The organism is Leisingera sp. ABM4_103, assembly GCF_056158685.1.
In genome coordinates, this window is sequence record NZ_JBSWTU010000006.1 from 103,461 (window position 1) to 125,931 (window position 22,471).

General features: G+C 62.7%; 19 protein-coding genes and 2 pseudogenes. 16 read left to right on the forward strand and 5 right to left on the reverse strand.

Annotation, left to right across the window (positions count from 1 at the left end; all coding sequences use genetic code 11):
- Positions 1 to 68: 68 nt before the first annotated feature.
- Complete coding sequence (locus tag ACXAED_RS21250) at positions 69 to 431, reverse strand: DUF2958 domain-containing protein (RefSeq protein ID WP_475053317.1); 363 nt, start codon at positions 429 to 431, stop codon at positions 69 to 71.
- 408 nt (positions 432 to 839) lie between these two features.
- Here ACXAED_RS21250 and ACXAED_RS21255 point away from each other — a divergent pair, with 408 nt between their 5' ends.
- The 3 genes from ACXAED_RS21255 to ACXAED_RS21265 all read left to right on the forward strand — a co-directional run bounded on the left by ACXAED_RS21255 (position 840) and on the right by ACXAED_RS21265 (position 2,880).
- Positions 840 to 1,436 carry a DUF6088 family protein gene (locus ACXAED_RS21255; RefSeq protein ID WP_475053318.1) on the forward strand — a complete coding sequence of 199 codons (597 nt, stop codon included), beginning with the start codon at positions 840 to 842 and terminating at the stop codon, positions 1,434 to 1,436.
- Positions 1,437 to 1,440: 4 nt separating this feature from the next.
- Positions 1,441 to 2,373, forward strand: coding sequence for a nucleotidyl transferase AbiEii/AbiGii toxin family protein (locus ACXAED_RS21260; protein ID WP_475053320.1), 933 nt, complete (start codon positions 1,441 to 1,443; stop codon positions 2,371 to 2,373).
- A 183-nt stretch (positions 2,374 to 2,556) separates the two neighbouring features.
- The gene (locus ACXAED_RS21265) at positions 2,557 to 2,880 is read left to right on the forward strand and encodes an H-NS histone family protein (protein WP_475053321.1); all 324 of its coding nucleotides are present in this window, start codon (positions 2,557 to 2,559) and stop codon (positions 2,878 to 2,880) included.
- Between the two features lie 73 nt (positions 2,881 to 2,953).
- Here ACXAED_RS21265 and ACXAED_RS21270 read toward each other — a convergent pair.
- The 3 genes and pseudogenes from ACXAED_RS21270 to ACXAED_RS21280 form a co-directional block, all read right to left on the reverse strand.
- A pseudogene (locus ACXAED_RS21270) lies at positions 2,954 to 3,747 on the reverse strand (IS5 family transposase).
- A gap of 375 nt (positions 3,748 to 4,122) precedes the next feature.
- Positions 4,123 to 6,915 (reverse strand): bifunctional aconitate hydratase 2/2-methylisocitrate dehydratase, encoded by a 2,793-nt coding sequence (locus tag ACXAED_RS21275; RefSeq protein WP_475053323.1) that lies wholly within the window; start codon positions 6,913 to 6,915, stop codon positions 4,123 to 4,125.
- Between the two features lie 261 nt (positions 6,916 to 7,176).
- Positions 7,177 to 8,067, reverse strand: coding sequence for a LysR family transcriptional regulator (locus ACXAED_RS21280; RefSeq protein ID WP_475053324.1), 891 nt, complete (start codon positions 8,065 to 8,067; stop codon positions 7,177 to 7,179).
- A 115-nt stretch (positions 8,068 to 8,182) separates the two neighbouring features.
- Here ACXAED_RS21280 and ACXAED_RS21285 point away from each other — a divergent pair.
- Positions 8,183 to 9,732, forward strand: a pseudogene (locus ACXAED_RS21285) (proton-conducting transporter transmembrane domain-containing protein).
- Between the two features lie 13 nt (positions 9,733 to 9,745).
- A complete protein-coding gene (locus ACXAED_RS21290) occupies positions 9,746 to 12,154 on the forward strand; it encodes a YbcC family protein (protein WP_475053326.1) in 2,409 nt (802 codons plus the stop codon).
- Positions 12,155 to 12,276: 122 nt separating this feature from the next.
- Here ACXAED_RS21290 and ACXAED_RS21295 read toward each other — a convergent pair whose 3' ends face one another.
- The gene (locus tag ACXAED_RS21295; protein ID WP_475053328.1) at positions 12,277 to 13,305 is read right to left on the reverse strand and encodes a LacI family DNA-binding transcriptional regulator; all 1,029 of its coding nucleotides are present in this window, start codon (positions 13,303 to 13,305) and stop codon (positions 12,277 to 12,279) included.
- Between the two features lie 130 nt (positions 13,306 to 13,435).
- Here ACXAED_RS21295 and ACXAED_RS21300 point away from each other — a divergent pair, with 130 nt between their 5' ends.
- From ACXAED_RS21300 to ACXAED_RS21350, 11 genes are all read left to right on the forward strand, one after another.
- Positions 13,436 to 13,621 carry a hypothetical protein gene (locus ACXAED_RS21300; RefSeq protein ID WP_475053329.1) on the forward strand — a complete coding sequence of 62 codons (186 nt, stop codon included), beginning with the start codon at positions 13,436 to 13,438 and terminating at the stop codon, positions 13,619 to 13,621.
- Between the two features lie 23 nt (positions 13,622 to 13,644).
- Entirely contained in the window at positions 13,645 to 14,790 is a 1,146-nt protein-coding gene (locus tag ACXAED_RS21305; RefSeq protein ID WP_475053331.1) for a TRAP transporter substrate-binding protein, read from the forward strand.
- Between the two features lie 112 nt (positions 14,791 to 14,902).
- A complete protein-coding gene (locus ACXAED_RS21310; protein WP_475053333.1) occupies positions 14,903 to 15,415 on the forward strand; it encodes a TRAP transporter small permease in 513 nt (170 codons plus the stop codon).
- Between the two features lie 11 nt (positions 15,416 to 15,426).
- A complete protein-coding gene (locus ACXAED_RS21315; RefSeq protein ID WP_475053335.1) occupies positions 15,427 to 16,755 on the forward strand; it encodes a TRAP transporter large permease in 1,329 nt (442 codons plus the stop codon).
- Positions 16,756 to 16,767: 12 nt separating this feature from the next.
- A complete protein-coding gene (gene hisD, locus ACXAED_RS21320; RefSeq protein ID WP_475053337.1) occupies positions 16,768 to 18,075 on the forward strand; it encodes a histidinol dehydrogenase in 1,308 nt (435 codons plus the stop codon).
- A complete protein-coding gene (locus ACXAED_RS21325) occupies positions 18,068 to 18,829 on the forward strand; it encodes an SDR family NAD(P)-dependent oxidoreductase (protein WP_475053340.1) in 762 nt (253 codons plus the stop codon). The genes hisD and ACXAED_RS21325 overlap by 8 nt, the downstream gene beginning before the upstream one ends.
- Positions 18,826 to 19,806 carry an alcohol dehydrogenase catalytic domain-containing protein gene (locus ACXAED_RS21330; protein WP_475053343.1) on the forward strand — a complete coding sequence of 327 codons (981 nt, stop codon included), beginning with the start codon at positions 18,826 to 18,828 and terminating at the stop codon, positions 19,804 to 19,806. The genes ACXAED_RS21325 and ACXAED_RS21330 overlap by 4 nt, the downstream gene beginning before the upstream one ends.
- 87 nt (positions 19,807 to 19,893) lie before the next feature.
- Positions 19,894 to 20,247 (forward strand): universal stress protein, encoded by a 354-nt coding sequence (locus tag ACXAED_RS21335; RefSeq protein ID WP_475053731.1) that lies wholly within the window; start codon positions 19,894 to 19,896, stop codon positions 20,245 to 20,247.
- Between the two features lie 37 nt (positions 20,248 to 20,284).
- The gene (gene comD, locus ACXAED_RS21340) at positions 20,285 to 20,791 is read left to right on the forward strand and encodes a sulfopyruvate decarboxylase subunit alpha (protein ID WP_475053345.1); all 507 of its coding nucleotides are present in this window, start codon (positions 20,285 to 20,287) and stop codon (positions 20,789 to 20,791) included.
- Complete coding sequence (gene comE / locus ACXAED_RS21345; protein WP_475053347.1) at positions 20,788 to 21,342, forward strand: sulfopyruvate decarboxylase subunit beta; 555 nt, start codon at positions 20,788 to 20,790, stop codon at positions 21,340 to 21,342. The genes comD and comE overlap by 4 nt, the downstream gene beginning before the upstream one ends.
- Positions 21,342 to 22,454, forward strand: coding sequence for an alpha-hydroxy acid oxidase (locus ACXAED_RS21350; RefSeq protein WP_475053350.1), 1,113 nt, complete (start codon positions 21,342 to 21,344; stop codon positions 22,452 to 22,454). Before comE ends, ACXAED_RS21350 begins: the two co-directional genes overlap by 1 nt.
- The last annotated feature ends 17 nt before the right edge of the window (positions 22,455 to 22,471 follow it).

Genomic DNA, 22,471 nt, shown 5'->3' on the forward strand with positions numbered 1-22,471 from the left:
CAAAAGTTCATAGGGTATTGGCAGCACGGTTAGGACAGGCCCTTACCCCATGCAAGACAAGGTTCAGCTTACGCCTGGATGGCACCGTGATGACGCGCCTCCCGTGCGTAATCCACAAGCGGCTTCGACGGTGTCCAGTAAAGGTCGCGTTCGATCCTTAAGTCAAAGGGACCGCGGACTGCCACCAGTTCCGGGATGTACACGCTGCCCAGCTCAGGGCAGCCCATACCCAGATCACATAGACCGAAGGCGATATTTTTGTCTTCAGGATCAATCTCGCTGATAAGCCAGGTTGCAGCGCCCCACGGCGTGAATAGCTTGACCACTGGCTGCCGCGACATGTCCTCAGCAATCTCTCCTGCCCTCTCCCGTGCCGCAATTGCGCCGTTCTGCAGCAGTTTCTCTAATTGGCTTTTCGTAAACAGGTTCATACCCAACGTCTCCTTTGTGTCATGGCCATCGGGAGGTCCCCTTTGGCTCTGGTTTTGAGCAGAGCCCTGCAAGGGCGCCGTCTCTAAAACCTGACCCGCTGGCGAAGCGTGGGGGGTAGCAACTGCAACCGGAAACCGATGGGAGTGGTGCGGCCCGCAGGCGCAGCCGAGGACACGGTCCCGGCGGTTTCCGGTTGCGGGCGCGTGGGGGCAAAGCCCCCTAGCAATCCGTCGCAGCGGCGTTCGGCTTGCCCGAACCCCAAGACAAACAAGGAAAGCAGATTTCGCAGAAGCCGGGCAAACTGGCCCTTCCGTTTTCTTGCAGCAACTTGGCGCCTTGCCAGCGTGATCACCGCAAAGCTTGATAGTCAGTAATTTATATACTATTTTCTGACAAGGAGAAACGCCATGATCATGTCCAAGATAAAACAACGCATCATCGGGAAAGGCCGCGGGTCAATTTTCACGCCGACGGATTTTCTGGATATCGGATCCCGCGCGAGCGTGGACCAGGCTTTGTCGCGGCTGGCCGGCCAGGGTGTAATCCGCCGCCTGACCCGGGGACTCTACGACTACCCCAAGAAAAGCCAGCGCTTCGGTTTGCTGTCGCCATCTGCTGATGACATTGCAAAGGCAATCGCACGCAAGGACAATCAGATCCTTCAGCCCTCCCCTGCCATGGCCGCCAACCAGCTGGGCCTTTCCACGCAGGTGCCGTCCAAGCCGACTTATCTGACCGATGGCCCAACACGCACCAAGACAATCGGGCGGCAAGTGATCCAGTTTCGGAACGCTTGCTCCAAAACCCTTGTTGGAGCGGGCCAGAAGACCGGCGCGGTATTCCAGGCACTGCGCTATGTCGGGAAAGACCGGATCGATAACCACGTAATCGATAAACTGGCTCAGACGCTGGATAACCGTGACCGGGCCCTGCTCTCCAAACAAAGCAAGCACGTACCCGCCTGGATGCACCCTATCGTTCAGCAGATCGTCACGCAGGCCTGAGAATATGGAGAAGTTTGCCAACGACACTCCTGAAAACCGGGACGAAGCCTTTCAGGAAACCGCCGCGCAGCTTGGATTATCTAAGGCGATTGTCGAGAAGGATTTCTGGGTCTGCTGGTCTCTCAAACAATTGTTCGCCCTGCCCACCTTTGGAGATCATATGACCTTCAATGGCGGAACATCCCTTTCCAAAGCTTATGACGTAATCCACCGCTTTTCCGAAGATGTGGATCTGTCCCTCGACCGGACACAGTTTGGCTTTGACGGCGATCGGGATCCTGAAAACCCTGACCTATCCGGCAAAAAACAAAAACAGCTTCTCCAGGAACTGCAGGATGCGGCCGGAAAAATAGTCACCGGGCATCTTCTTGATGAAATCAAAACTGCATTTGATGCTGGTTTGGAGCAAGAGTTTTCACTGCAGGTTGACCGCAGTGATGCGCAAACACTGCTCTTCAGTTACCCATCAATCGCTGCATCGTCAGATAGTTACATTAAACCTGCGGTTCGCTTCGAATTTGGTGCACGGGGTGTCCACCTGCCTGCCGAAGACCGGAAGATTTCCCCATACCTGCACCAGGCCTTTCCGGATCTGCTGGACACTGGCGAGATTGAAGTGAAGGTTTTAGGTGTCGAGCGCACCTTCTGGGAAAAGGCAACAATCCTGCACATGCTCTACCATAAGGATACTGCCATGCCACTCGCTGACCGCATGTCTCGCCATTACTATGATATGGCTCAGCTTATCAGCCATGAAGCCAGATCCCGGGCGCTCAGCAGCCTTGATCTCCTGGATCAAGTTGCGCATCACAAGTCGGTCTTCTTCAAGGCAGCCTGGGCCAATTACCAAGATGCAAAACCGGGCACGCTGCGATTGATGCCCCAAAAAAACTCACAACCGCATTGCGCAAGGACTACGCTGGAATGCAGGAAATGATCATCGGACGAGCCCCTGACTTTGACGACATCCTGCACGCACTTGAAGGTTTCGAGGCTGAAATCAATAGCTGAGTACAACGACTAGATTCTGATTGAATTAGTATCCAGGTCTAAAGCCTGCAACTTGTAACAAATAACATTATATGCTTTGACGACGTCAAACCGAAAACACAGGTGAGACATGACGATAGATCTGAGCGGACTGAATGCGGCTGAACTCAATGCCTTGGCCAAAGAAATCGAAGCCCGCAGAGTTGAAGTGGAAAAAGAAGCGAAGCAAAACGCCTATTCTGAAATGCTGGCCATCGCCGACAAACACGGTGTGCCCTTCGAAGAGGTGATTGCGCTTCATGGCGCTAAGGGCCGAAAGTCCGGCGCAAAGGCACCAGCCAAATACGCCAATCCAGAAGACGCATCCCAGACATGGAGCGGCCGCGGGCGCAAACCAGCTTGGGTTCACGAAGCATTGAAAGCTGGCAAGTCCATTGAGGATCTTGAGATCTGAAGGCTCAGAGCCTTGGTTGCGCAATCCGACGCGACAATACACTGCCTCAAGAAAGATAGCGCACCGGCGGCGTTCAGCCGCCGTGCAACGTCTTGGCTAGGCTCAGGACACAAAGCCAGAATATGACGAGGGCTGCCAACGCGATTGCCGACAGAAAGACCTTGGGGCACCTATCGTAGCGGGTAGCCACGCGCCGCCAATCCTTCAGTCTTCCGAACGTGATCTCAATGCGGTTACGTCGTTTGTAGCGGCGCTTGTCGTATCGAACTGTCGTCTTTCGTTGCTTTCGACCTGGGATGCAGGCGCGTATCCCTTTGTCTTTCAGCGCATCTCGAAACCAGTTGGCATCATAGCCACGATCCCCGAGCAGCCAATCTACCTTTGGTAGGCTGCCAACGAGAGCACGTGCGCCGGTGTAATCGCTGACTTGTCCGGCAGTCACAAAGAGCTCCAGAGGACGCCCTTGGCTGTCACAGATGGCGTGCAGCTTTGCGTTCATGCCGCCCTTGGTCCGGCCAATCAAACGGCAACGTCCCCCTTTTTCACCGCAAGGCTGGACGCCGTGCGATGAGCTTTGAGATATGTTGCGTCGATCATGACCGTCTTCTCTTAACCATTATCAGCAGCCAAACCAATCAGCATCTCGGCGAAGATGCCCTTGTCGCTCCACCGCTTCCAGCGATTGTAGAGCGACTTGTGCGGGCCGTATTCCTTGGGCGCATCACGCCAGCGCAACCCGTTGCGGTTGATGAAGATAATCCCACTCAAGACCCGACGGTCGTCAACGCGTGGCTTCCCGTGGGACTTTGGGAAGAAGGGTTTCAGACGGGCCATCTGCGCGTCGCTCAGCCAGAAAAGGTCAGACATGTTCACCGCTCGCCTTGAGCACCGTGAATCACGCGGCCAAACGGAAATCAATGGGTCCTGAGCCTAGGCACGCGGCCTCGCGTCCGGCATGGTCGCCGCTAAGGCCCCGCAACAGCGGTCTGAGACCGGAGAAAATGCAAAACGCACCCTGGAAGGAGTACTGAGGCTACGCAGAAAGGAGCCGCCGGGAGGCCGTGCAAATGCCGCCATAAAGGATAAGCCGCACTGGCTATCCCTTTAAAATTATTAAGCATAATCAGGATTACCAGCTCAGAAGGGCGCACCGTACGGAGGCACATCCGCCCGGCTCCAAGTGAGGCTGACCGCCGGGCTAGGTTTTGCGCCCGCCCGGCGGTCCAGAGGTTTCAGCTGGCGTCAGAAGTGGACCGAGCGCGCGCCTGCAGGTTTTTCCAGCGGCGGCGCGAATTTGGTCAGGTCAATCCCTTCCACGGCAGACTTGTACTCTTCCATGCTGGGGGTTCTGCCCAGGATCGCCGACAGGACGACAACCGGCGTCGAGGCCAGCAGGGACTCGCCCTTCTTGTCTGCGCTGTCCTCCACGACGCGGCCCTGGAACAGGCGCGTCGACGTGGCCAGAACCGTATCGCCCTTGGCAGCCTTCTCCTGGTTGCCCATGCAGAGGTTGCAGCCCGGACGCTCCAGATACAGGATGTTCTCGTATTCGGTGCGCGCCTTGCTTTTCGGCATCAGGTCATCGAACTCAAAGCCCGAGTAGCGCTGCAGGATTTCCCAGTCGCCCTCTTCTTTCAGCTCGTCGATGATGTTGTAGGTCGGCGCCGCCACAACCAGGGGCGCGTTGAACGCCACCTTGCCGGATTTCTTCTCCAGGTTTTTCAGCATTTGCGCGACGATTTTCATGTCGCCCTTATGCACCATGCAGGAGCCGACAAAGCCCAGGTCGACCTTCTTGTCCCCGCCGTAATAGGACACGGGGCGGATGGTGTCGTGGGTGTAGCGCTTGGACACATCGGCGTTGTTTACGTCCGGGTCCGCGATCATCGGTTCGTCGATTGCGTCGAGATCAACAACAACTTCGGCGTAGTACTTGGCACTGTCATCCGGTGTCAGGGCGGGTTTTTCGCCGGACGTGATCTCGGCGATGCGCTTGTCCGCCTTGTCGATCAGCCCCTGCAGGGTGCCAGCCTCATTGTCCATGCCCTTGTCGATCATCACCTGGATGCGCGACTTTGCCAGTTCCAGCGAGCCCACCAAGGTTTCGTCGTTGGAAATACAGATCGAGGCCTTCGCCTTCATCTCCGCAGTCCAGTCCGTGAAGGTGAAGGCCTGGTCGGCCAGCAGGGTACCGATGTGCACTTCGATCACGCGGCCCTGGAACACGTTGTCGCCGTGCTGCTGCAGCATCTGCGCCTGGGTGGCATGCACCACGTCGCGGAAGTCCATGTGGTCCTTCATGCGGCCCTTGAACGTCACCTTGACGAACTCGGGGATCGGCATGGTCGCCTCACCGGTTGCCAGCGCCAGCGCCACGGTGCCGGAGTCGGCGCCGAAGGCCACGCCCTTGGACATGCGGGTGTGGCTGTCGCCGCCGATGGTGATGTCCCAGTCATCCACAGTGATGTCGTTCAGCACCTTGTGGATCACGTCGGTCATGGAATGGTAGACGCCTTTCGGGTCCCGCGCAGTGATCAGGCCGAACTTGTTCATGAATTTCATGAGCTTGGGGATGTTGGCCTGCGCTTTCAGATCCCATACGGACGCGGTGTGGCAGCCGGATTGATAGGCGCCATCCACGGTCGGCGAGATGACGGTCGCGGCCATCGACTCCAGTTCCTGCGCGGTCATCAGGCCGGTGGTGTCCTGCGAGCCGACGATGTTGACCTTAACGCGGGCGTCAGACCCTGCGTGAAGGACAGTGTCCCCAGTCACGCCCACGGCGTTCCTGTTAAAGATCTTCTCCACCGCAGTCAGGCCCTGGCCTTCATGCGAAACCACTTTGGACGGCGCAAAGACCGGTGCCGGCTCGACGCCCAGGGTCTCGGCAGCAAAGCTCTGCAGCTTCTTACCGAACACGATGGCATAGGAGCCGCCGGCCTTCATGAATTCGACCTTCTGCGGGGTGAAGGCAGAGGAAACGTCCGCCAGCTCTACGCCGGTCTCAGCGCTGCACAGCTTTTTGGTCTTGGTGTTGATCGAAAGCACGGTGCCCGTTTCGACAGAGTATTTCTGCTCCAGGATCGGGTTGCCGTCGTTGTTCAGGATCGGATTGCCGTCGGAATCCGTTTTCTTGACCCAGTTCTTCAGGTCGAGCCCGATGCCGCCGGTGACGCCAACGGTGGTCAGGAAGATGGGGGAGATGCCGTTGGTGCCTGCCACAACCGGCGCGATGTTCACGAACGGCACATAGGGGCTGGCCTGCTTGCCGGTCCACAGCGCGACGTTGTTGACACCGGACATGCGGGAGGATCCGACCCCCATCGTGCCCTTCTCGGCAACCAGCATCACGCGCTTGCCCGGGTGCTGCAGCTTCAGCGCTTCGATCTCCTGCTGTGCCTTCTCGGAGATCAGGCATTTACCGTGCAGTTCCCGATCCGAACGGCTGTGCGCCTGATTGCCCGGCGACAGCAGGTCGGTGGAGATATCGCCCTCAGCAGCGACATAGGTGACGACTTCAATGTTTTCGTCGATGTCCGGCAGCTTGGTGAAAAACTCTGCCTTCGCATAGCTTTCCAGAATGTCCTTAGCGATGCCGTTCCCGGCTGCATACGCCTGCTTCAGACGGTGGGTGTCCGCCTCATACAGGAAGACTTGCGTCTTCAGCACGTCGGCCGCTTGCCCGGCCACCGCGGCGTCCTCGCCAAGCGCCAGGTCCAGCAGCACCTCGACCGACGGGCCGCCTTTCATGTGGGACAGCAGCTCAAATGCGAAAGCGGTGGAGATTTCCGGAACCTCGGCCTGACCCAGGATGATCTCTTTCAGAAACTTCGCCTTGACCCCTGCCGCGCTCGTGGTGCCGGGCAGGGTGTTGTAAATCAGATAGTTCAGGGAATCGTCGCGGTGCGCATTCCCGGTGTCCCTGATTTGCGCGATCAACTCTTCAACCAGCGCGCCATCGTCGATGGGCTTGGGGTTCAAACCCTGCTCTTTGCGGGTTTCGATCTCATTCAAGTAGTCTGTGTAAAGGCTCATGGCTGTCCCGGCGAGTAAGCGTTAAAAGGAGCTAGCACCCTGGTTCCGGCAACCGCCGCCGCCACCCTGGATGCTATTTGTATGCCGCGGTATACGAAAAGATCCGGGTTTGCAATATGGCGGTGAGTGTCAAGTTGCCCCAGGTGCCCTGCCCCGGCGCAGCGCAGCGGGCACAAAGCCGGGCATCCGGCAGTGAATTGCCAGAGTGAAGTATTTTTTCAAACGTGACAAATCCACGCAGCGGCCGGAACGGTGAACTCCCTAAGGCAGCGGTGCCGGATCAAAGCTGCTCGCCAAAAGCTCCTGCACGACCGGGTTCGGAAACCGGCGCCGCAGGGTGATGGCGTAAAATGTCTCTCTGATCTTCGGATGCTCCTTGGCTTCCACCAGTCGGCCGGACGTCAATTCATCCTGCACCACAATCGGCGCCACCAGGGCCAAGCCGATGTTTTCCCGCGCCAGCAGACGCATCATCGCCATATCATCCACCTCTGCCGCAACCTGCGGACGCACCGACAGCCGGCTGGCCATGGCATCAAACGCGGTGCGCAGGGCATTGTCAGTAGTGGGCAGAATGAACGGGTGCGCAGCAAGCAGCTCGCGGATCGGGCATTCCGGATCGAACCGTTCCGGAGAGCCGACAATGCTGACGGCCTGTTCAGCAATCTGATGGGTTTCATAGGGCGCCAGACTGTCGTCCGGAGGCTCCCGGTTCATCAGCACCAGATCCAGATTGAGCGTCCCGAGCCCCTCCAGCAGTTCGGTAGGACTTCCGGACCGCAGGATCACCTCAACGTCCGTGCGCGCAAGAATTGGGCGCAGAAAACCGATCTGGAAATTGCGTGACAAAGTGGCAAGCGCGCCAACGCGCAAGGCCTGACGGGTGCGGCCTGCCTCTTGCAATGTGGCGACAAGCTCCTGCCCGGCAGCAAAAATCGCGTCTGCGTGGTCCAAGGCGATCCGGCCTGCTTCGGTGAGGTGCAACTGCCGGCCACGGCGTTCGAACAGCGCATGGCCAAGACGCTCTTCCAGCTGTTTGATCTGAACGGACAGGGCAGATTGCGACAGGTTCAGCTGCTGCGCGGTCCGGGTCAGATTCCCGTCGTGTGCAACGGCCCAGAAATAGCGCAAATGATGATAGTTCAGCGGCATGCCGTTCTAATTATTAGAACTATACCTATCAAACAATGAATTTTTTAAAACATGAAGCCTGCCCTATCTCGGTTTGCAGAGCGATTCCACCTGCTGAGACCGAGGAATTTGAACCATGAGCTACCTGTTACTGCCTTTTCTAAGCCCGCTCATCCTGCTGGCGACAGCAGTCTATGCGCGCCAGCACCCGGGCCGCCGCCCGGGCCTGCTGCCCAAGCTGGCGGAATGGGCAACGCTTGCCGCCTTTGCCATCTCAGCGGCTGCAGCCGGACTGCTTATTCTTGAAGGCCCAGGGACGTCCGCGCTAATTGGCCTGTGGGGGGCCGGGCTTTCAGTACGGCTGGACGCGGTCAGCGCCACGATGCTGGTGCTGGTAAGCTTCATCGGCTGGATCGTCATGCGCTACGCGGCCACCTACATGGACGGCGAAGCGCGCCAGGGGGCGTTTACCGGCTGGATGTCCGCCACCCTGGCCGCGGTCCTGCTGCTGGTGATGTCGGGCAACCTCATCCAGCTGCTGGCAGCCTGGGTGGCAACCAGCCTGCTGCTGAACCGCTTGCTCCTGTTCTACCCGGAGCGCACAACCGCCCGCCGCGCCGCGCGCAAAAAGGCTGTTGTTGCCCGTGCAAGCGAAATTGCGCTGGCAGGCGCAGTGCTGCTGTTGGTGCTGACCTATGGCACATCTGACATCTCCACGATCCTGGCCGCCGCGCAGCCCGGTCCGGCAACCGCCGCCGCAGTGCTGCTGATCGCCCTGGCGGCAGTGCTGGCCTCAGCGCAGTTTCCGGTCCACGGCTGGCTGACCGAAGTCATGGAGGCCCCTACCCCGGTTTCGGCCCTGCTGCATGCGGGTGTCATCAATGCCGGCGGCTTCCTCCTGATCCGCTTCGCCGATGTAATGCTGGCCGCGCCGGGCGTGATGGCGCTGCTGGTGATGCTGGGCGGGTTCACAGCTCTGTTTGGCGGGCTGGTGATGCTGACCCAGGCCGCAGTTAAGACCTCGCTGGCCTGGTCCACCATTGCGCAGATGGGCTTCATGGTCATGCAATGCGGCCTGGCGCTGTTCCCTCTGGCCCTGCTGCATATCGTGGCGCATTCGCTGTACAAGGCGCACGCCTTCCTCAGCGCGGGCGAGGCGGTCCGCAATGTCGCGGCCATCCGCCGCCCCGGCCCCGTCGCGGTGCCAAGCGCCCGCAACGTGCTGCAGGCCTTTGCCATTGGCATCGTGATGTACGGGCTGATCGGCGCGGTGTTCGGGTTTGACGGCAAGTCGGTCCAGGCGATAGCCCTGGGTGTGATCCTGATCTTCGGTGTCGCCTATATTCTGGCGCAGGGATTCGCCGATGCGGCCCCCGGCGCGCTGACCCGCCGCACCGTGATCTATGCCTCTGCAACATCGGTCAGCTACTTCCTGCTGCAATCGCTGGCCCAGCACATGACCGCCGGCACGCTGCCGCCGGCCCCGCCCCGGGCCCGCTGGAATGGGCGCTGATCGTGCTGGCGCTGATCAGCTTTGGCGCGGTTGCCGTGGCTCAGGCCACCTTCCCGCTCTGGGCCACGCACCCGGCCGCCGCAGGCATGCGCGTGCATTTGTCCAGCGGGCTTTACGCAAATGCGATCTTCGACAGGCTGCTGGACGGCTGGTCGAAGCGGACAACCGCCTGAAACGGAGCGAGACATGTTTACCAAGCACGAAACCTACCCTGCTGCCCTGCTGGAATTTGTCGCCGAGGCGAACAAGGCGGTGAAAGCGATCCCGCCGCTGTTCCCGCTCTCCTCCAGCGTTGCGGTCAACCCCTTCCTTGGCCAGACCGGTGAACCCCTGGCGGTGGCGGCGGCACGCCTGGCGCGGGTCGCCGGCACCCGGATCACACCGGAGCGCGCGCATTGGGCGGCCAAATTCGACGCCGAAGAGATCGGCGTGGAGGACCTGCGCGATGCGCTTGCCAGTGCCGAAACCCGCTTTGGCCAGCCGGATCTGGAAGAGGTCAAGGCAGCTCTCCGGACCGAAAGCGCTCCGCTGAGCGCCCTGCCGACAGTGGCAGAGCTGGCGGCAGATGTGTCCGGCGTCGACTGGCCCGGGCTGATCGAGGAGCGGATCGGCGCCTGGGCGTCCAGCCATTTCGATCAGGGACAGGCCCTGTGGCAGCCCAACCGCACCGGCGGCGCGTTCAGCGCCTGGCGCGAATTCGCCTCCCGCGATCTGACCCCGGAAATCCACGGCCTCAAGGGCTTTGGCGCCTTTGTTGCCGCCTCCAACCGGTCCCACTGGCGGGCAATCGGGCGTGCCTCCGAAACTCTCGGCGTGTCGGCCGAGGCCGCTGAGACCGCCTACCACAGGTGGCTGATCACACTCGGCGGCTGGGCGCAGTATGCCCGCTATCTGCTGTGGCAGGCGGAACTGGACGGCCAGGCGGACAACACAGCGGCTGAGCTGCTGGCCATCCGGATGGTGTTCGACGAGGCGCTGTTCCACCTCTACCAGGACGAAATTGCCAGCCGGTGGTCGGAGGTTGCCGCGCAGCATGAAATGCCTGTCACCCCCAGCCAGGATCTGGTCATCGATGCGGTGCTTCAGGACGCCGCCGAGCGGGCGCAGCAGCGCAAGCTTTCCGGCGTCCTGGCCTCCCGCCAGCCGCGTCTGACCACGGGGCGTCCTGCCGTGCAGGCCGCCTTCTGCATTGACGTGCGCTCCGAAGTGTTCCGCCGGATGCTGGAAGCGCAGGACGCCGGTATCGAGACCATCGGTTTCGCAGGTTTCTTCGGCCTCGCCAGCGCACACCAGGCCGCCGGTTCGGACGTGATCGAAACCCGCGGCCCGGTCCTGCTGCAGGCCGGAGTGGCCTCCAAGGCCGCCGAACCGGACACCGCCGATCAGACGCGGCGCTATGCTGCGCGGGCCAAACGCGCCTGGGGGCGCTTCAAGCTGGCGGCGGTCTCATCCTTTGCCTTTGTCGAGGCGACCGGCCCGCTTTACGTCAGCAAGCTGCTGCGGGACTCGCTTGGCCGCCCGGCTGGCGCCAAGCCGGACCCCGCGCCGCAGCTTGACCCTTCAATCGGCCTGGAGACCCGCATCGGCATGGCGAAATCCGTGCTGTCCGCGATGTCCCCGACGCAGAATTTCGCCCGGATCGTGATGCTGACGGGCCACGGCGCCGACGTAACCAACAACCCGCATGAAAGCGCCCTGCAGTGCGGTGCCTGCGGCGGCCATGCCGGCGATGTGAACGCGCGCCTGCTGGCCGGGCTGCTGAATGACGCCCAGGTGCGCGACGGCCTGCAAGATGAAGGTATCAGCATCCCCGCCGATACGCTGTTCCTTCCGGCCCTGCACCATACCACCACCGATGCGGTCACGCTTTATGATCAGGATCTGCCCGGCCAGGACTGGAAGGCGGATGTGGCCCGGCTGAAGCGCTGGCTGGACGGCGCCGGGCGGCTGGCCCGCACCGAACGCGCCGCCAGGCTGCCCCGCGCCAAGGGGGAGGCGGACATTGCCCGCCGGGCCAGCGACTGGGCCGAGCTGCGCCCCGAATGGGGCCTGGCCGGATGCCAGGCGCTTATCGCCGCCCCGCGCCAGCGGACAGAGGGCGCGGACCTGTCCGGCAACACCTTCCTGCACAACTACGATTGGCAGGCCGACGAGGGCTTTGGCGTGCTGGAGCTGATCATGACCGCCCCGGTGCAGGTCGCCAGCTGGATCAGCCTGCAGTACTACGGCTCCACCGTGGCACCGGAGCTGTTCGGCGGCGGCAACAAGCTGCTCCACAATGTTGCGGGCGGCATCGGTGTGCTCGAAGGCAACGGCGGATCGCTGCGCCCTGGCCTGCCCTGGCAGTCGGTGCATGACGGGGACGGTTTCCAGCATGATCCGCTGCGCCTGTCCGTCATCATCGAAGCCCCGCGGGAGGCGATGACCGATATCCTGAAGCGCCACTCCGGTGTCCGGGAGCTGTTCGACAACCGCTGGCTGTCCCTGATTGCGATGGACAGCGAAGGCAAGCTGGCCTGGCGGTACGACGGCGGCCTTGAATGGTCGCCGTTCGAGCCTGAAGAACAAGGCGGCCGCGCAATCGCGGCGGAGTGACCACAGCGGGCGGCACGCCACTGGCATGCAACAAAACCCGGCAGGCGCGCTTGCCGGGGTTCACACGTGACGGGACAGCTGCTGCTGCGCGCAGTTATGGCGTTAAAAGGCTGATGCAGGGCTTATGACGCGTCAGGCGGCGCAGCCAGAGACTGCCGTGTCACGACGTGCGTGCTGATGCAAACCGGCTGACCTGCCGATGTGCCTTCGACCATCGCCACCAGTTCCCGCGCGGCCTTGCGGCCCATTTCGCGGTGCGGAACGTGTACGGTGGTCAGCGCCGGGCTGACAATTCCGGCCAGCTCAATGTCGTCGAAGCCGGTGACGGAGACTTGCTCAGGCACCGCAATGCCCATCCCTTTCGCCTCGCGCAAGGCGCCGGCCGCGAGCACGTCATTGCCGCACATCACCACAGTCGGGCGCGGATCCAGCGCCATCAGCTGGCGGAACGCCTCTGCCCCTTTGTCGATTTCATACGGGGTTTCGATCAGAGTAAGCGCACTCTCCCCCAAGCCGGCCGACCGCAACGCCTGCCTGACACCCAGCACCCGGCTCAGCGCCCGGTCGTTGCCCTCTGTCACGCCTGAAATCATCGCAATCCGGCGGTGGCCCGCCGCGAGTACGCTGTCCGCCAGCGCGCGCATGGCGCTGGCATTGCTGAACCCGACAGAGGGCCGCATCGCCTCCGGCTCATAGGACCATGCGACCAGCGAAGGGACCTGATGCCGGTCGAGGTAGTCGTAAATCTCCGGGTCGCGTTCATGCCCGATCAGCAGCAGCCCGTCGGCGCCGCGCGCCACCAGGGTGCGGATCTGCTCGCGTTCGGCCTCTGGATCATAGGCCGAGCTGGACACCAGCAGCGTATAGCCGCGCTCCCGCAGCTCATCCTGAAAGGCCTGCAGCCCGCGCGCAAAAATTGCATTATCCATGGTTGGAATGATCGCGCCGATGGTGAAGCTGCGCTTGGCCGCCATCACCCGGGCGGCGAAATTCGGGGTGTAGCCCAGTGATTCGACCGCCTGCATAACCCGCTGGCGGGTCGCCTCGATCACCCGTTCCGGTGAATTCAGGCAGCGCGAAACAGTCGCGGTCGAGACGCCTGCCTCCCGTGCAACATCGTTAAGTGTCGGAGCTGAGCGGGTTTTTCCCATGTCACGCCTGTCGTTCCATCGCCCCTGTCTTAGCACAAAATCCAGCAGTTGCCATCCATCAATGTAAGCGCTTGCATTATCGATGTAAGCGCTTACAAATAGTGTTGGGATCAGAAAACGGGATCTAACGATGTTTCTCTTCGCTGCCGTTGCCGTCTTTGCCGTGTTTTTTGCCAATGTTGCCCTGGGCGCATTCGGCGGCGGCGGCTTTCTGAGCGATGTGGGAGAGATGCTGGTTCTGTTTGCGGCGTCGGTCCTGTTCGTGGCCGCGATCCTCAAGCGGGAGGCTGACCACAAGAAAAAGAGCGGCAGCTGACGGATTTCCAAGGGAGGAAGACGATGACGACTGACAAGGATGGCCTCAAATCTGCTGAGCGCCGCAATTTTCTGAAACTGGCTTCGACCGGCTCCTTCACCGCGGCGCTGGTGGCGGGTGCAGGCGGTGTCCTGTGGTCGTCGGAGGCCGCCGCGCAGACCGCCAAGGAGGAGAAAGAGCGCGAGCGTGCGGCGGAGCATATCATGACCGTTGCCACCGCCTACGTGCTGGGCGCGTCGCGCAGCTATCCGATCATGCAGCTGGACCTGAAGGAAAACATCCAGAACGCCACCAACGGCAAGATCTACGTCAAGCTGGCCCCCGGCGGCCAGCTGGGCGCGGGCGGCGCGCTGGTGCAGAAAGTTCAAGGCGGGACCATTCAGGCGGCGCAGCATTCGCTGTCGAATTTCGCGCCCTTCGCCTCCACCGTTGATCTGATCAACATGCCCTACCTCTGCGGCTCCAACCAGCGTTTCACCAATCTGGTGACTTCTGACTTCTGGAAGGCCGAGGTCCACCCCAAGGTCGAGGCTGCCGGTTTCAAGGCGCTGTTTTATGTGAACATCGACCCCCGTGTTGTGGCCGTGCGCAAGGGCGGCAACGCGGTAATGGCGCCGGGCGATATGGCGGGTGTGAAATTCCGGGTACCGGGATCGAAAATGCTGCAGCAGTATTACCGCATGGTCGGCGCCAACCCCACGCCGGTCGCCTGGGGCGAGACTCCCTCGGCGATCAAACAAGGGGTGGCAGATGCTCTCGACCCGTCGGTCGGCGCGCTTTATGTCTTTGGGTTCAAAGACATCCTCAGCCATGTGACCTTCACTCAGGCGGTGCCGGACAGCCAAGTCTATTCCTGCAACCTGGAATGGTTCAACGCGCTGCCCGCCGATGTGCAGGACGGCGTGATGTGGGGCTCGGAAATGACCGCGCATCAGAACCTGTCCAAGGTGCCCTCCGCCCGCGCCTATGCAATGGCGGAACTGACCAAGGCAGGCGTCGAATTCCACTCGCTGAGCGATGACCAGCTGGCAGAGTGGAAAGACGCAGGCGGCTACCAGCGCAGCGAATGGGATTCCTTCAAGACTGAGCTGGCCGGGTCGATGGACAATTTCGCCAAGCTGGAGGAGGCCGCAGGCACCCAAGGCAAATACTTCGTCCACGACGCCTGACCGCCGCAGGGGCGCGCGCCGGACACCGGCGGCCGCCCGCTACCGAAACCGCCGCTTCTGCAGCAGCCCGCCGGGCTGACTGCGGGGGTGTGCCTGAACACCGGGAACAGCGATGGAAATCCTGCGAACGATAGACAAGAACGCGGAGCGCTGGCTGCTGTTGACCTTCTACGTGATGCTGGTCATCACCATGGCGATCGAGGTGATCCGGCGGGAGCTGTTTGCTTTCTCCTCGATCTGGGGCGAGGAGATCGTCCGCTATTCCTTCATCTACCTGGCCTGGATCGGCGCCGCAGCTGCGGTCAAGGAACGCGCGCATATCCGCATTGATGTGCTGATGCACTACCTCGGCCCCCGGCCCAAGGCGCTGCTCTACATCTTCGGCGACCTGGTGATGTTCATCGTCGCGCTGGTGGCGCTTTACTGGTCGTTCGAGACGGTGCTGGTCTCCGCCAAGTTCGGATCGGTCAGCCACGGGCTGCGGATTTCGATGGTGTGGTTCCTGATGGCGGTGCCCGCGGGCTTTGCCCTGATGATCTGGCGCCTGCTGCAATCCTTCCTGCGCGATTACCGCAGCCTTCGCGACGGCACACCCGTCTTTGAAGGCGACAAGCTGTTTGATTGAGGGGCTGAGGGATGCTGTGGAATTCACTCAATCAGACGGTCGAGCTGGGCTGGGACTTCTACCTGCCAGTGATCATGTTCGTGGCGCTGATCGCGCTGGCGGTGCCGGTCTGGGCCGCCATCGGCGCAGCAGCCATCACCATGCTGGTGATGTCGGGCGACCTGCCGCTCAGCGCTATCGGCGAAAGCCTGTTTACCGGTATCGACGCCTTTGCGCTGACTGCGGTGCCGCTTTTCATCCTGACCGGCGACGTGCTGGTGCGCACCGGGCTCAGCAAGAAATTCCTGGATGTGGCCGAGGCACTGACGTGCTGGACGCGCGGCGGCTTCGGCTCCGCCACGGTGCTGGTCTGCGGCATGTTCGCGGCAATCTCCGGCTCTGACGCCGCCGGTGCCGCCGCTGTGGGCCGGATGACCATCAACCGGCTCGTCGAAAGCGGCTATCCCCGCCCCTATGCCTGCGCACTGGTGGCGGCGGGCGCCTGCACCGGCATCCTGATCCCGCCCTCCATCGCCTATATCATCATCGGCCTGGTGCTGGGCATCTCCGCCTCCACCCTGTTTCTGGCGGCGCTGATCCCGGGCCTTGCGATCCTGGTGTCGATCCTGATCACCAACATCATCATGAACCGCCTTTATACCTATGAGACCGGCGGCAACATGGGTCTGGGCGAATGGCTGGGCAACCTGGGCCACTCGCTGAAATCCGGCTGGTATGCCTTCATCGTGCCGGGCATCATCTTCTACGGTATTTTCTCCGGCCGCTTGACCCCGACCGAAGCCGGCGCCACTGCCGTGGTCGTCACCATCCTGATGGGCTTCTTGCTCGGCACGCTGAAACTGTCGGATTTCCCGGCGATGCTGGTCAGTTCTGCCAAGGTGAACGGGGTGATCCTGCCGATCATCGCCTTCTCCGCCCCGCTGGCAGAGGCGCTGGCCATCATGGGTGTGCCGCAGGGGTTTGTGACCGCGGTGACCGGGCTGACCGATGATCCGGCGATGCTGATCCTGTTGATGATCTGCATCCTGATCGCCGCGGGCTGCGTGATGGAAACGACGCCCAACATCGTGATCCTGGCGCCGATCCTGAAGCCGCTCGCGGACAACATCGGCATGAACGAAATCCAGTTCTGCATCATGATGATCACCGCTTTGGGCGTGGGCTTCATCACCCCGCCGCTGGGCCTGAACCTGTTCGTCGTCTCCGGCATCACCGGCGAGTCCATTCTCAAGATCGCCGCCCGTGCCGTGCCCTTCGTGCTGACCATGCTGATCGTGGTGCTGCTGATCGCCTACTTCCCGCCGATCTCGACCACGCTGCTTCCTGATATCTACAAGTAGGACCCCCTGAAAATGACCCGAGAATACCTGAAAAAGGCTGCCCTGACCCCCAAGTCGGATGCCTCTGAGACCCACAAGATCGTGCAGGGCATCCTGGACGACATCGAGGCCGGCGGCGATGCCAAGGCACTGGAATATGCCGCCAAGTTCGACCGTTACGAAGGCAACGTGCTGCTGACGGCGGAGGAGATCGAAGCCGCCTGCGCCCTGGTGCCGGAGAAGCTCAAGGCCGATATCCGGTTTTCCCATGACAATGTGCGCCGCTTTGCCGAATTGCAGAAGAGCACGATGCAGAACGTGGAAACCGAAATCTCCCCCGGCTTCATCACCGGGCAAAAGGTAATCCCCGTGGATGCGGCGGGCTGCTACGTGCCGGGCGGGCGCTACAGCCATATCGCCAGCGCCATCATGACCGTGACCACCGCCAAGGTGGCAGGCTGCAAACACATCACCGCCTGCTCGCCGCCGCGCCCGGATACCGGCGTGGCCCCTGCCATCGTCTATGCCGCCCATATCTGCGGCGCTGACAAGATCATGGCGATGGGCGGCGTGCAGGGGGTCGCGGCGATGACCTTTGGCCTCTTTGGCCTGCCCAAGGCCAACATCCTGGTCGGCCCCGGCAACCAGTTCGTGGCGGAGGCCAAGCGCATCCTGTTCGGCCGCGTCGGCATCGACATGATCGCAGGCCCCACCGACAGCCTGATCCTGGCCGACAGCACGGCGGATGCCCATATCGTCGCCACCGATCTGGTGAGCCAGGCAGAGCATGGCTACAACTCGCCGGTCTGGCTGGTGACCAACGACCGCGCCCTGGCCGAAGAGGTGATGCGGCGGGTGCCGGATTACATCAACGACCTGCCCGAAGTGAACCGCGAGAACGCCACCGCCGCCTGGCGCGACTATGCCGAGGTGATCCTGTGTCCGGACCGCGAGGATATGGCGGCCTGTTCCGACGAATACGCGCCCGAGCATCTGACCGTGCAGGCAGAGGATCTGGACTGGTGGCTGGAGCGGCTCACCTGCTACGGCTCACTGTTCCTGGGCGAGGAGACCACGGTTTCCTACGGCGACAAGGCGGCGGGCACCAACCACGTGCTGCCGACCTCGCGCGCGGCCAGCTATACCGGCGGGCTCAGTGTCCACAAGTACATGAAAATCGTCACTTGGCAGCGCGCCACCCGTGAAGGCTCCAAGCCGGTGGCGGAGGCCACGGCCCGCATTGCCCGGCTGGAGGGGATGGAGGGCCACGCCCGCGCCGCGGACGTGCGGCTGGCCAAGTATTTCCCGGATGAAACCTTTGACCTGACCGCCAATGGCTGACCCGCGCACCCTGTTCGATCTGACAGGCCGGACCGCCTGCATCACCGGCGCCAGTTCTGGCCTGGGGCGGCGGGCGGCCATCGCGCTGGCCGCTGCCGGGGCGCAAGTGGTGGCGGTGGCCCGCCGGGCAGAAGCCTTGGAAAGCCTCTGCGCGGAGATCGGATCGAATGCGGCCTCCGTTGCGGCAGATGTGGCGGACCGCAGCGCGCTGGATGCGCTGCGGGCGGCTGTCGCGGCTCCCTTCGGGGCGCCGGACATCGTGATCCACGCGGCCGGCGTCAACACCCGGCAACCCGCCGATGAGGTCACCGCCGAGGGCTGGGACCAGACCCTGGCGCTAAACCTCTCGGCGCCCTTCTTCCTCAGCCAGGCTCTGGTGCCTGCGATGAAGGAGCGGGGCTGGGGGCGGATCGTCAATTTCGCCTCCCTCCAGACCACCCGCGCCTTCCCCGGCGGCATCGCCTATGGCGCCAGCAAGGGCGGCATAGGCCAGCTGACCCGCGCCATGGCAGAGGCCTGGTCGCCCTTTGGCATCACCGCCAATGCCATCGGACCGGGCTTCTTCCCGACCGAGCTGACCCAGGCGGTGTTCGGGGATGAGGCCCGCGCCGCCCGCAATGCCGCGCAGACCTGCATCGGCCGCAACGGCCGGCTGGAGGATATCGACGGGCCGCTTCTGTTCCTGTGCTCCGAGGCGTCGGCCTATGTCACCGGGCAAATCCTGATGGTTGATGGAGGGTTCACGGCGAAATGAAAGCCTTGGTTTATGAAGGGGTTGAGACGCTGGCGTTCCGCGACGTGCCGATGGCGGCGGGCCGCGACGGCGAGCATCTGATCCGTATCCAGGCCTCCGGCATCTGCGGCTCGGACATGCACGCCTACCTGGGCCACGACAGCCGCCGGCCCGCACCGCTGATCCTGGGGCACGAGGCCGCGGGGGTGATCGAGGACGGACCGCAGGCGGGCCGCCGGGTCACCATCAACCCGCTTGTCACCTGCGGCAGCTGCGCCGCCTGCACATCAGGGCGCGAAAACCTCTGCGCCAGCCGCCAAATCATCTCCATGCCCCCGCGCGAGGGCGCCTTTGCCCAGTTCGTGGCGATGCCGGAGCGCAACCTGGTGACGGTGCCCGAAGATGTGCCGCTGGCAAAGGCCGCCCTGGCCGAGCCGCTGGCGGTCAGCTGGCACGCCGCCCGGCTGGCGCTGGAGGCGCTGCATCCGGCGATGGAGCGCCGCGCGCTGGTGATCGGCGGCGGTGCCATCGGGCTGGCGGCCGCGCTGGCTCTGCGCGCGATGGGGGTGGAGGACGTCACGATCCAGGAACCCAACACCGCGCGCCGGGCCTTTCTGGCAGACCGCTGCGGCCAGAAAGCCGTTCCCGAGTTCCAGGGCATGGTGCCGCTGGTGATCGACGCCGTGGGCTATGCCGCCACCCGCGCCGCCGCCTCAGCAACCGCTGCGCCGGGCGGGGTGATTGCCCATGTCGGTCTGGGCGAGGACACCGGCGGTTTGGATATCCGCCGCATGACCCTGCAGGAGATCACCTTCATCGGCACCTACACCTATACCGCGCAGGACTTCCGCGACACCGCGCAGGCCATTTTTGACGGCCGCCTCGGCCCGCTGGACTGGCCGGAAACACGGCCGCTGTCGGACGGCGCCGCCGCCTTCCGCGACCTGCGCAGCGGTGCGGTGGCGGCGCCCAAGATCATCCTCGACCCCTGGGCCTGAGCCCGCGCCCCAAACAAACGGAGAGCAACCATGTATGACAATATCCTGGTTCCCATGGCCCTGGATCACGGGGTGTCCTGAACAACGCTGAAGGCCGCCGCCACCCTGTGCAACCCCGGCGGACACATCACCGCGCTGCATGTCTACGAGCCGCCGCACAGCTCTGTCACCGCCTACCTTGACGAAGACACCGTGCGCGAAGGCTACGACAAAGCCCGCGAGGCGCTGGCCGAAAAAACCGCAGGCCACGGCAATGTCACGGCAGAGATCGTCAAGGGCCGGTCCTACCGCGCCATTGTCGAATACGCCGAACAGCACGGCATGGACTGCATCATCGTCGGCTCCCACAAACCGGGGCTCAGCGACTTTTTCCTCGGTTCGACAGCCGCCCGCGTGGTCCGCCACGCGCCTTGCGCGGTGCATGTCTGCCGCACCTCCTGACCCCGAAACAAGACCCCCGAAGCAAAGGCAACCGACCATGAATATCGACAAGAGGATCGCTGACGATCTGGCGGCCAACGGCGTCTCCTTCGTCACGACCGTGCCCTGCAAGCAGCTGGCCGGCGTGATCGAGGAGATCGATCAGCGCGACGACATTTTCCATATCCCCTCCAACAAAGAGGACGAGGGCATGGGCCTGTGCGCCGGCGCCTGGATGGGCGGCAAGCGCCCGGCCATCATCATGCAGAACACCGCCATAGGCGTCACCATCAACACGCTGGCGACGCTGATCCAGTACTACCGGATGCCGCTTCCGATGCTGATCTCCTATCGCGGCGAACTGCGCGAGCCGGTGGCCTGCCAAGTGGAAATGGCGGTGCATACCAAGGCGCTCCTGGCCCAGCTCAACATCCCGACCTACCACTTCCATTGGCAGAAGGATGTGGAGGAATTCGACAACATCCTGAAATACACCTTCATGTGCAACAAGCCCGTTGCCATCCTAACTGACGCCAACTTCTGGGGAGGCTATGGCGACCAATGATCCGTTCCGAAATCCTGAAAGAGATCGCGCCCATCCTGCGCAATGAACTGGTGGTCTGCAACATCGGCATTCCGTCACAGGAGCTGCACGCAATCGACGACCAGCCCACCAATTTCTACATGCTGGGCACCATGGGGCTTGCCTCCTCCATCGGGCTTGGGCTGGCGCTGGCGCAGCCGAAACCGGTGATCGTGATCGACGGTGACGGCTCGATCCTCACCAACCTCGGCACCTTGCCCACCATCGGCAACAACGCGCCCTCCAACTACATCCTGATGATCGTCGACAACGGGTCCTATGGCTCCACCGGCGACCAGCCGACCTACACCAGCCAGCGCACCGATCTCGCCGCCATGGCCCGCGCCGCCGGCTGCGCCCGGGTGGTGGAGGTGCAGGACAAGGACACCGGCCCTGCCCTGGAAGAGGCCCTGGCCAGCGGTGAAGCCACTGTGCTGGTGGTCAAATGCGACAGCGGCAACGCCAAGATGCCGGTGATCACGATGGACCCGGTGGTGATCCGCGACCGCTTCATGAAGGCCGTGGCCGGCTGATGGCCGCAGGCGCCATCCATTCGGCCGAGGACGCCCGCCGCCTGGCCCGGCGGCGGCTGCCCTGGATGGTGTTTGACTATATCGACGGGGCCGCCGGGCAGGAAACCGGGGCGGCGCGCAACCGCGCCGCGCTGGATGCCATAACCCTGCGGCCCCGTATCCTGCGCGATGTCAGCCGCCGCTCGCTGGCGGTCCGGGTTTTTGGTGCCGAGGCAAACCGGCCCTTTGGCATCGCCCCTATGGGCATGTGCAACCTGTCGGCCCCGGGCGCCGATCTGATGCTGGCCCGGCTGGCGGCGCGCTACCGGGTGCCGCATGGAGTTTCCACCGTTGCGTCGACCCCCTTGGAAACCATCATGGAGGCGGCAGAGGGTTACGCCTGGTTCCAGCTGTATTTCAGCGGCGACGGCTCTGGCACCTTCAAGTTGGCCGAGCGCGCCCGCGCGGCGGGCTATCAGACGCTGGTGCTGACGGTTGATGTGCCGGAGGTAGGCCGCCGCCCGCGCGAATTGCGTCATGGCTTCAAAATGCCGTTCCGCATTGGCCCGTGGCAGTTCCTCGATTTTGCCCTGCACCCGCGCTGGTCGCTGACCACCCTGCTGAAGGGCAAGCCGGTAATGGCGAATTTCGAGATGGAGGGCTATGCCTTCGACCGCACCGAAAGCCGGGCGCGCGCCACCTGGGACACGCTGGCAAGGCTGCGTGATCTCTGGCCCGGCAAGCTGGTGGTAAAGGGCGTGCTGGACGTCGCGGATGCGCAGACGCTGGTTGCTGCGGGCGTGGACGCGATCCAGGTCTCCAGCCACGGCGCCCGGCAGCTGGAAGCAGCGCCTGCCCCGATTGAGATGCTCAGTAAAATCCGTTCGGCGGTAGGGCCGGACGTGCCGGTTTTCTACGACAGCGGCATCCGCTCTGGCGAGGACGTGCTAAAGGCGCTGTCAACCGGGGCGGACTTCACCTTCCTTGGGCGGATCCTGCAATTTGCCATAGCCGCAAGGGGCGAGGCAGGGCTGGAACAGCTGTGGGAGGCGCTGAGCGAAGAGCTGAGCATCGCCATGGCGCAAACCGGATTGACGTCATTGTCAGCTGACAATTTTAAGGCACGAGCATAGCCGCATACAGCCGGGCT

Coding starts and splice junctions, on each gene's coding strand:
- hisD (WP_475053337.1), top strand. CDS start 16,768: ATGACCCGAGAATACCTGAAAAAGGCTGCCCTGACCCCCAAGTCGGAT.
- ACXAED_RS21275 (WP_475053323.1), bottom strand. CDS start 6,915: ATGAGCCTTTACACAGACTACTTGAATGAGATCGAAACCCGCAAAGAG.
- ACXAED_RS21310 (WP_475053333.1), top strand. CDS start 14,903: ATGGAAATCCTGCGAACGATAGACAAGAACGCGGAGCGCTGGCTGCTG.
- ACXAED_RS21250 (WP_475053317.1), bottom strand. CDS start 431: ATGAACCTGTTTACGAAAAGCCAATTAGAGAAACTGCTGCAGAACGGC.
- ACXAED_RS21260 (WP_475053320.1), top strand. CDS start 1,441: ATGGAGAAGTTTGCCAACGACACTCCTGAAAACCGGGACGAAGCCTTT.
- ACXAED_RS21265 (WP_475053321.1), top strand. CDS start 2,557: ATGACGATAGATCTGAGCGGACTGAATGCGGCTGAACTCAATGCCTTG.
- ACXAED_RS21290 (WP_475053326.1), top strand. CDS start 9,746: ATGTTTACCAAGCACGAAACCTACCCTGCTGCCCTGCTGGAATTTGTC.
- ACXAED_RS21330 (WP_475053343.1), top strand. CDS start 18,826: ATGAAAGCCTTGGTTTATGAAGGGGTTGAGACGCTGGCGTTCCGCGAC.
- ACXAED_RS21280 (WP_475053324.1), bottom strand. CDS start 8,067: ATGCCGCTGAACTATCATCATTTGCGCTATTTCTGGGCCGTTGCACAC.
- comE (WP_475053347.1), top strand. CDS start 20,788: ATGATCCGTTCCGAAATCCTGAAAGAGATCGCGCCCATCCTGCGCAAT.
- ACXAED_RS21255 (WP_475053318.1), top strand. CDS start 840: ATGATCATGTCCAAGATAAAACAACGCATCATCGGGAAAGGCCGCGGG.
- ACXAED_RS21295 (WP_475053328.1), bottom strand. CDS start 13,305: ATGGGAAAAACCCGCTCAGCTCCGACACTTAACGATGTTGCACGGGAG.
- ACXAED_RS21315 (WP_475053335.1), top strand. CDS start 15,427: ATGCTGTGGAATTCACTCAATCAGACGGTCGAGCTGGGCTGGGACTTC.
- ACXAED_RS21305 (WP_475053331.1), top strand. CDS start 13,645: ATGACGACTGACAAGGATGGCCTCAAATCTGCTGAGCGCCGCAATTTT.
- ACXAED_RS21325 (WP_475053340.1), top strand. CDS start 18,068: ATGGCTGACCCGCGCACCCTGTTCGATCTGACAGGCCGGACCGCCTGC.
- ACXAED_RS21350 (WP_475053350.1), top strand. CDS start 21,342: ATGGCCGCAGGCGCCATCCATTCGGCCGAGGACGCCCGCCGCCTGGCC.
- ACXAED_RS21300 (WP_475053329.1), top strand. CDS start 13,436: ATGTTTCTCTTCGCTGCCGTTGCCGTCTTTGCCGTGTTTTTTGCCAAT.
- comD (WP_475053345.1), top strand. CDS start 20,285: ATGAATATCGACAAGAGGATCGCTGACGATCTGGCGGCCAACGGCGTC.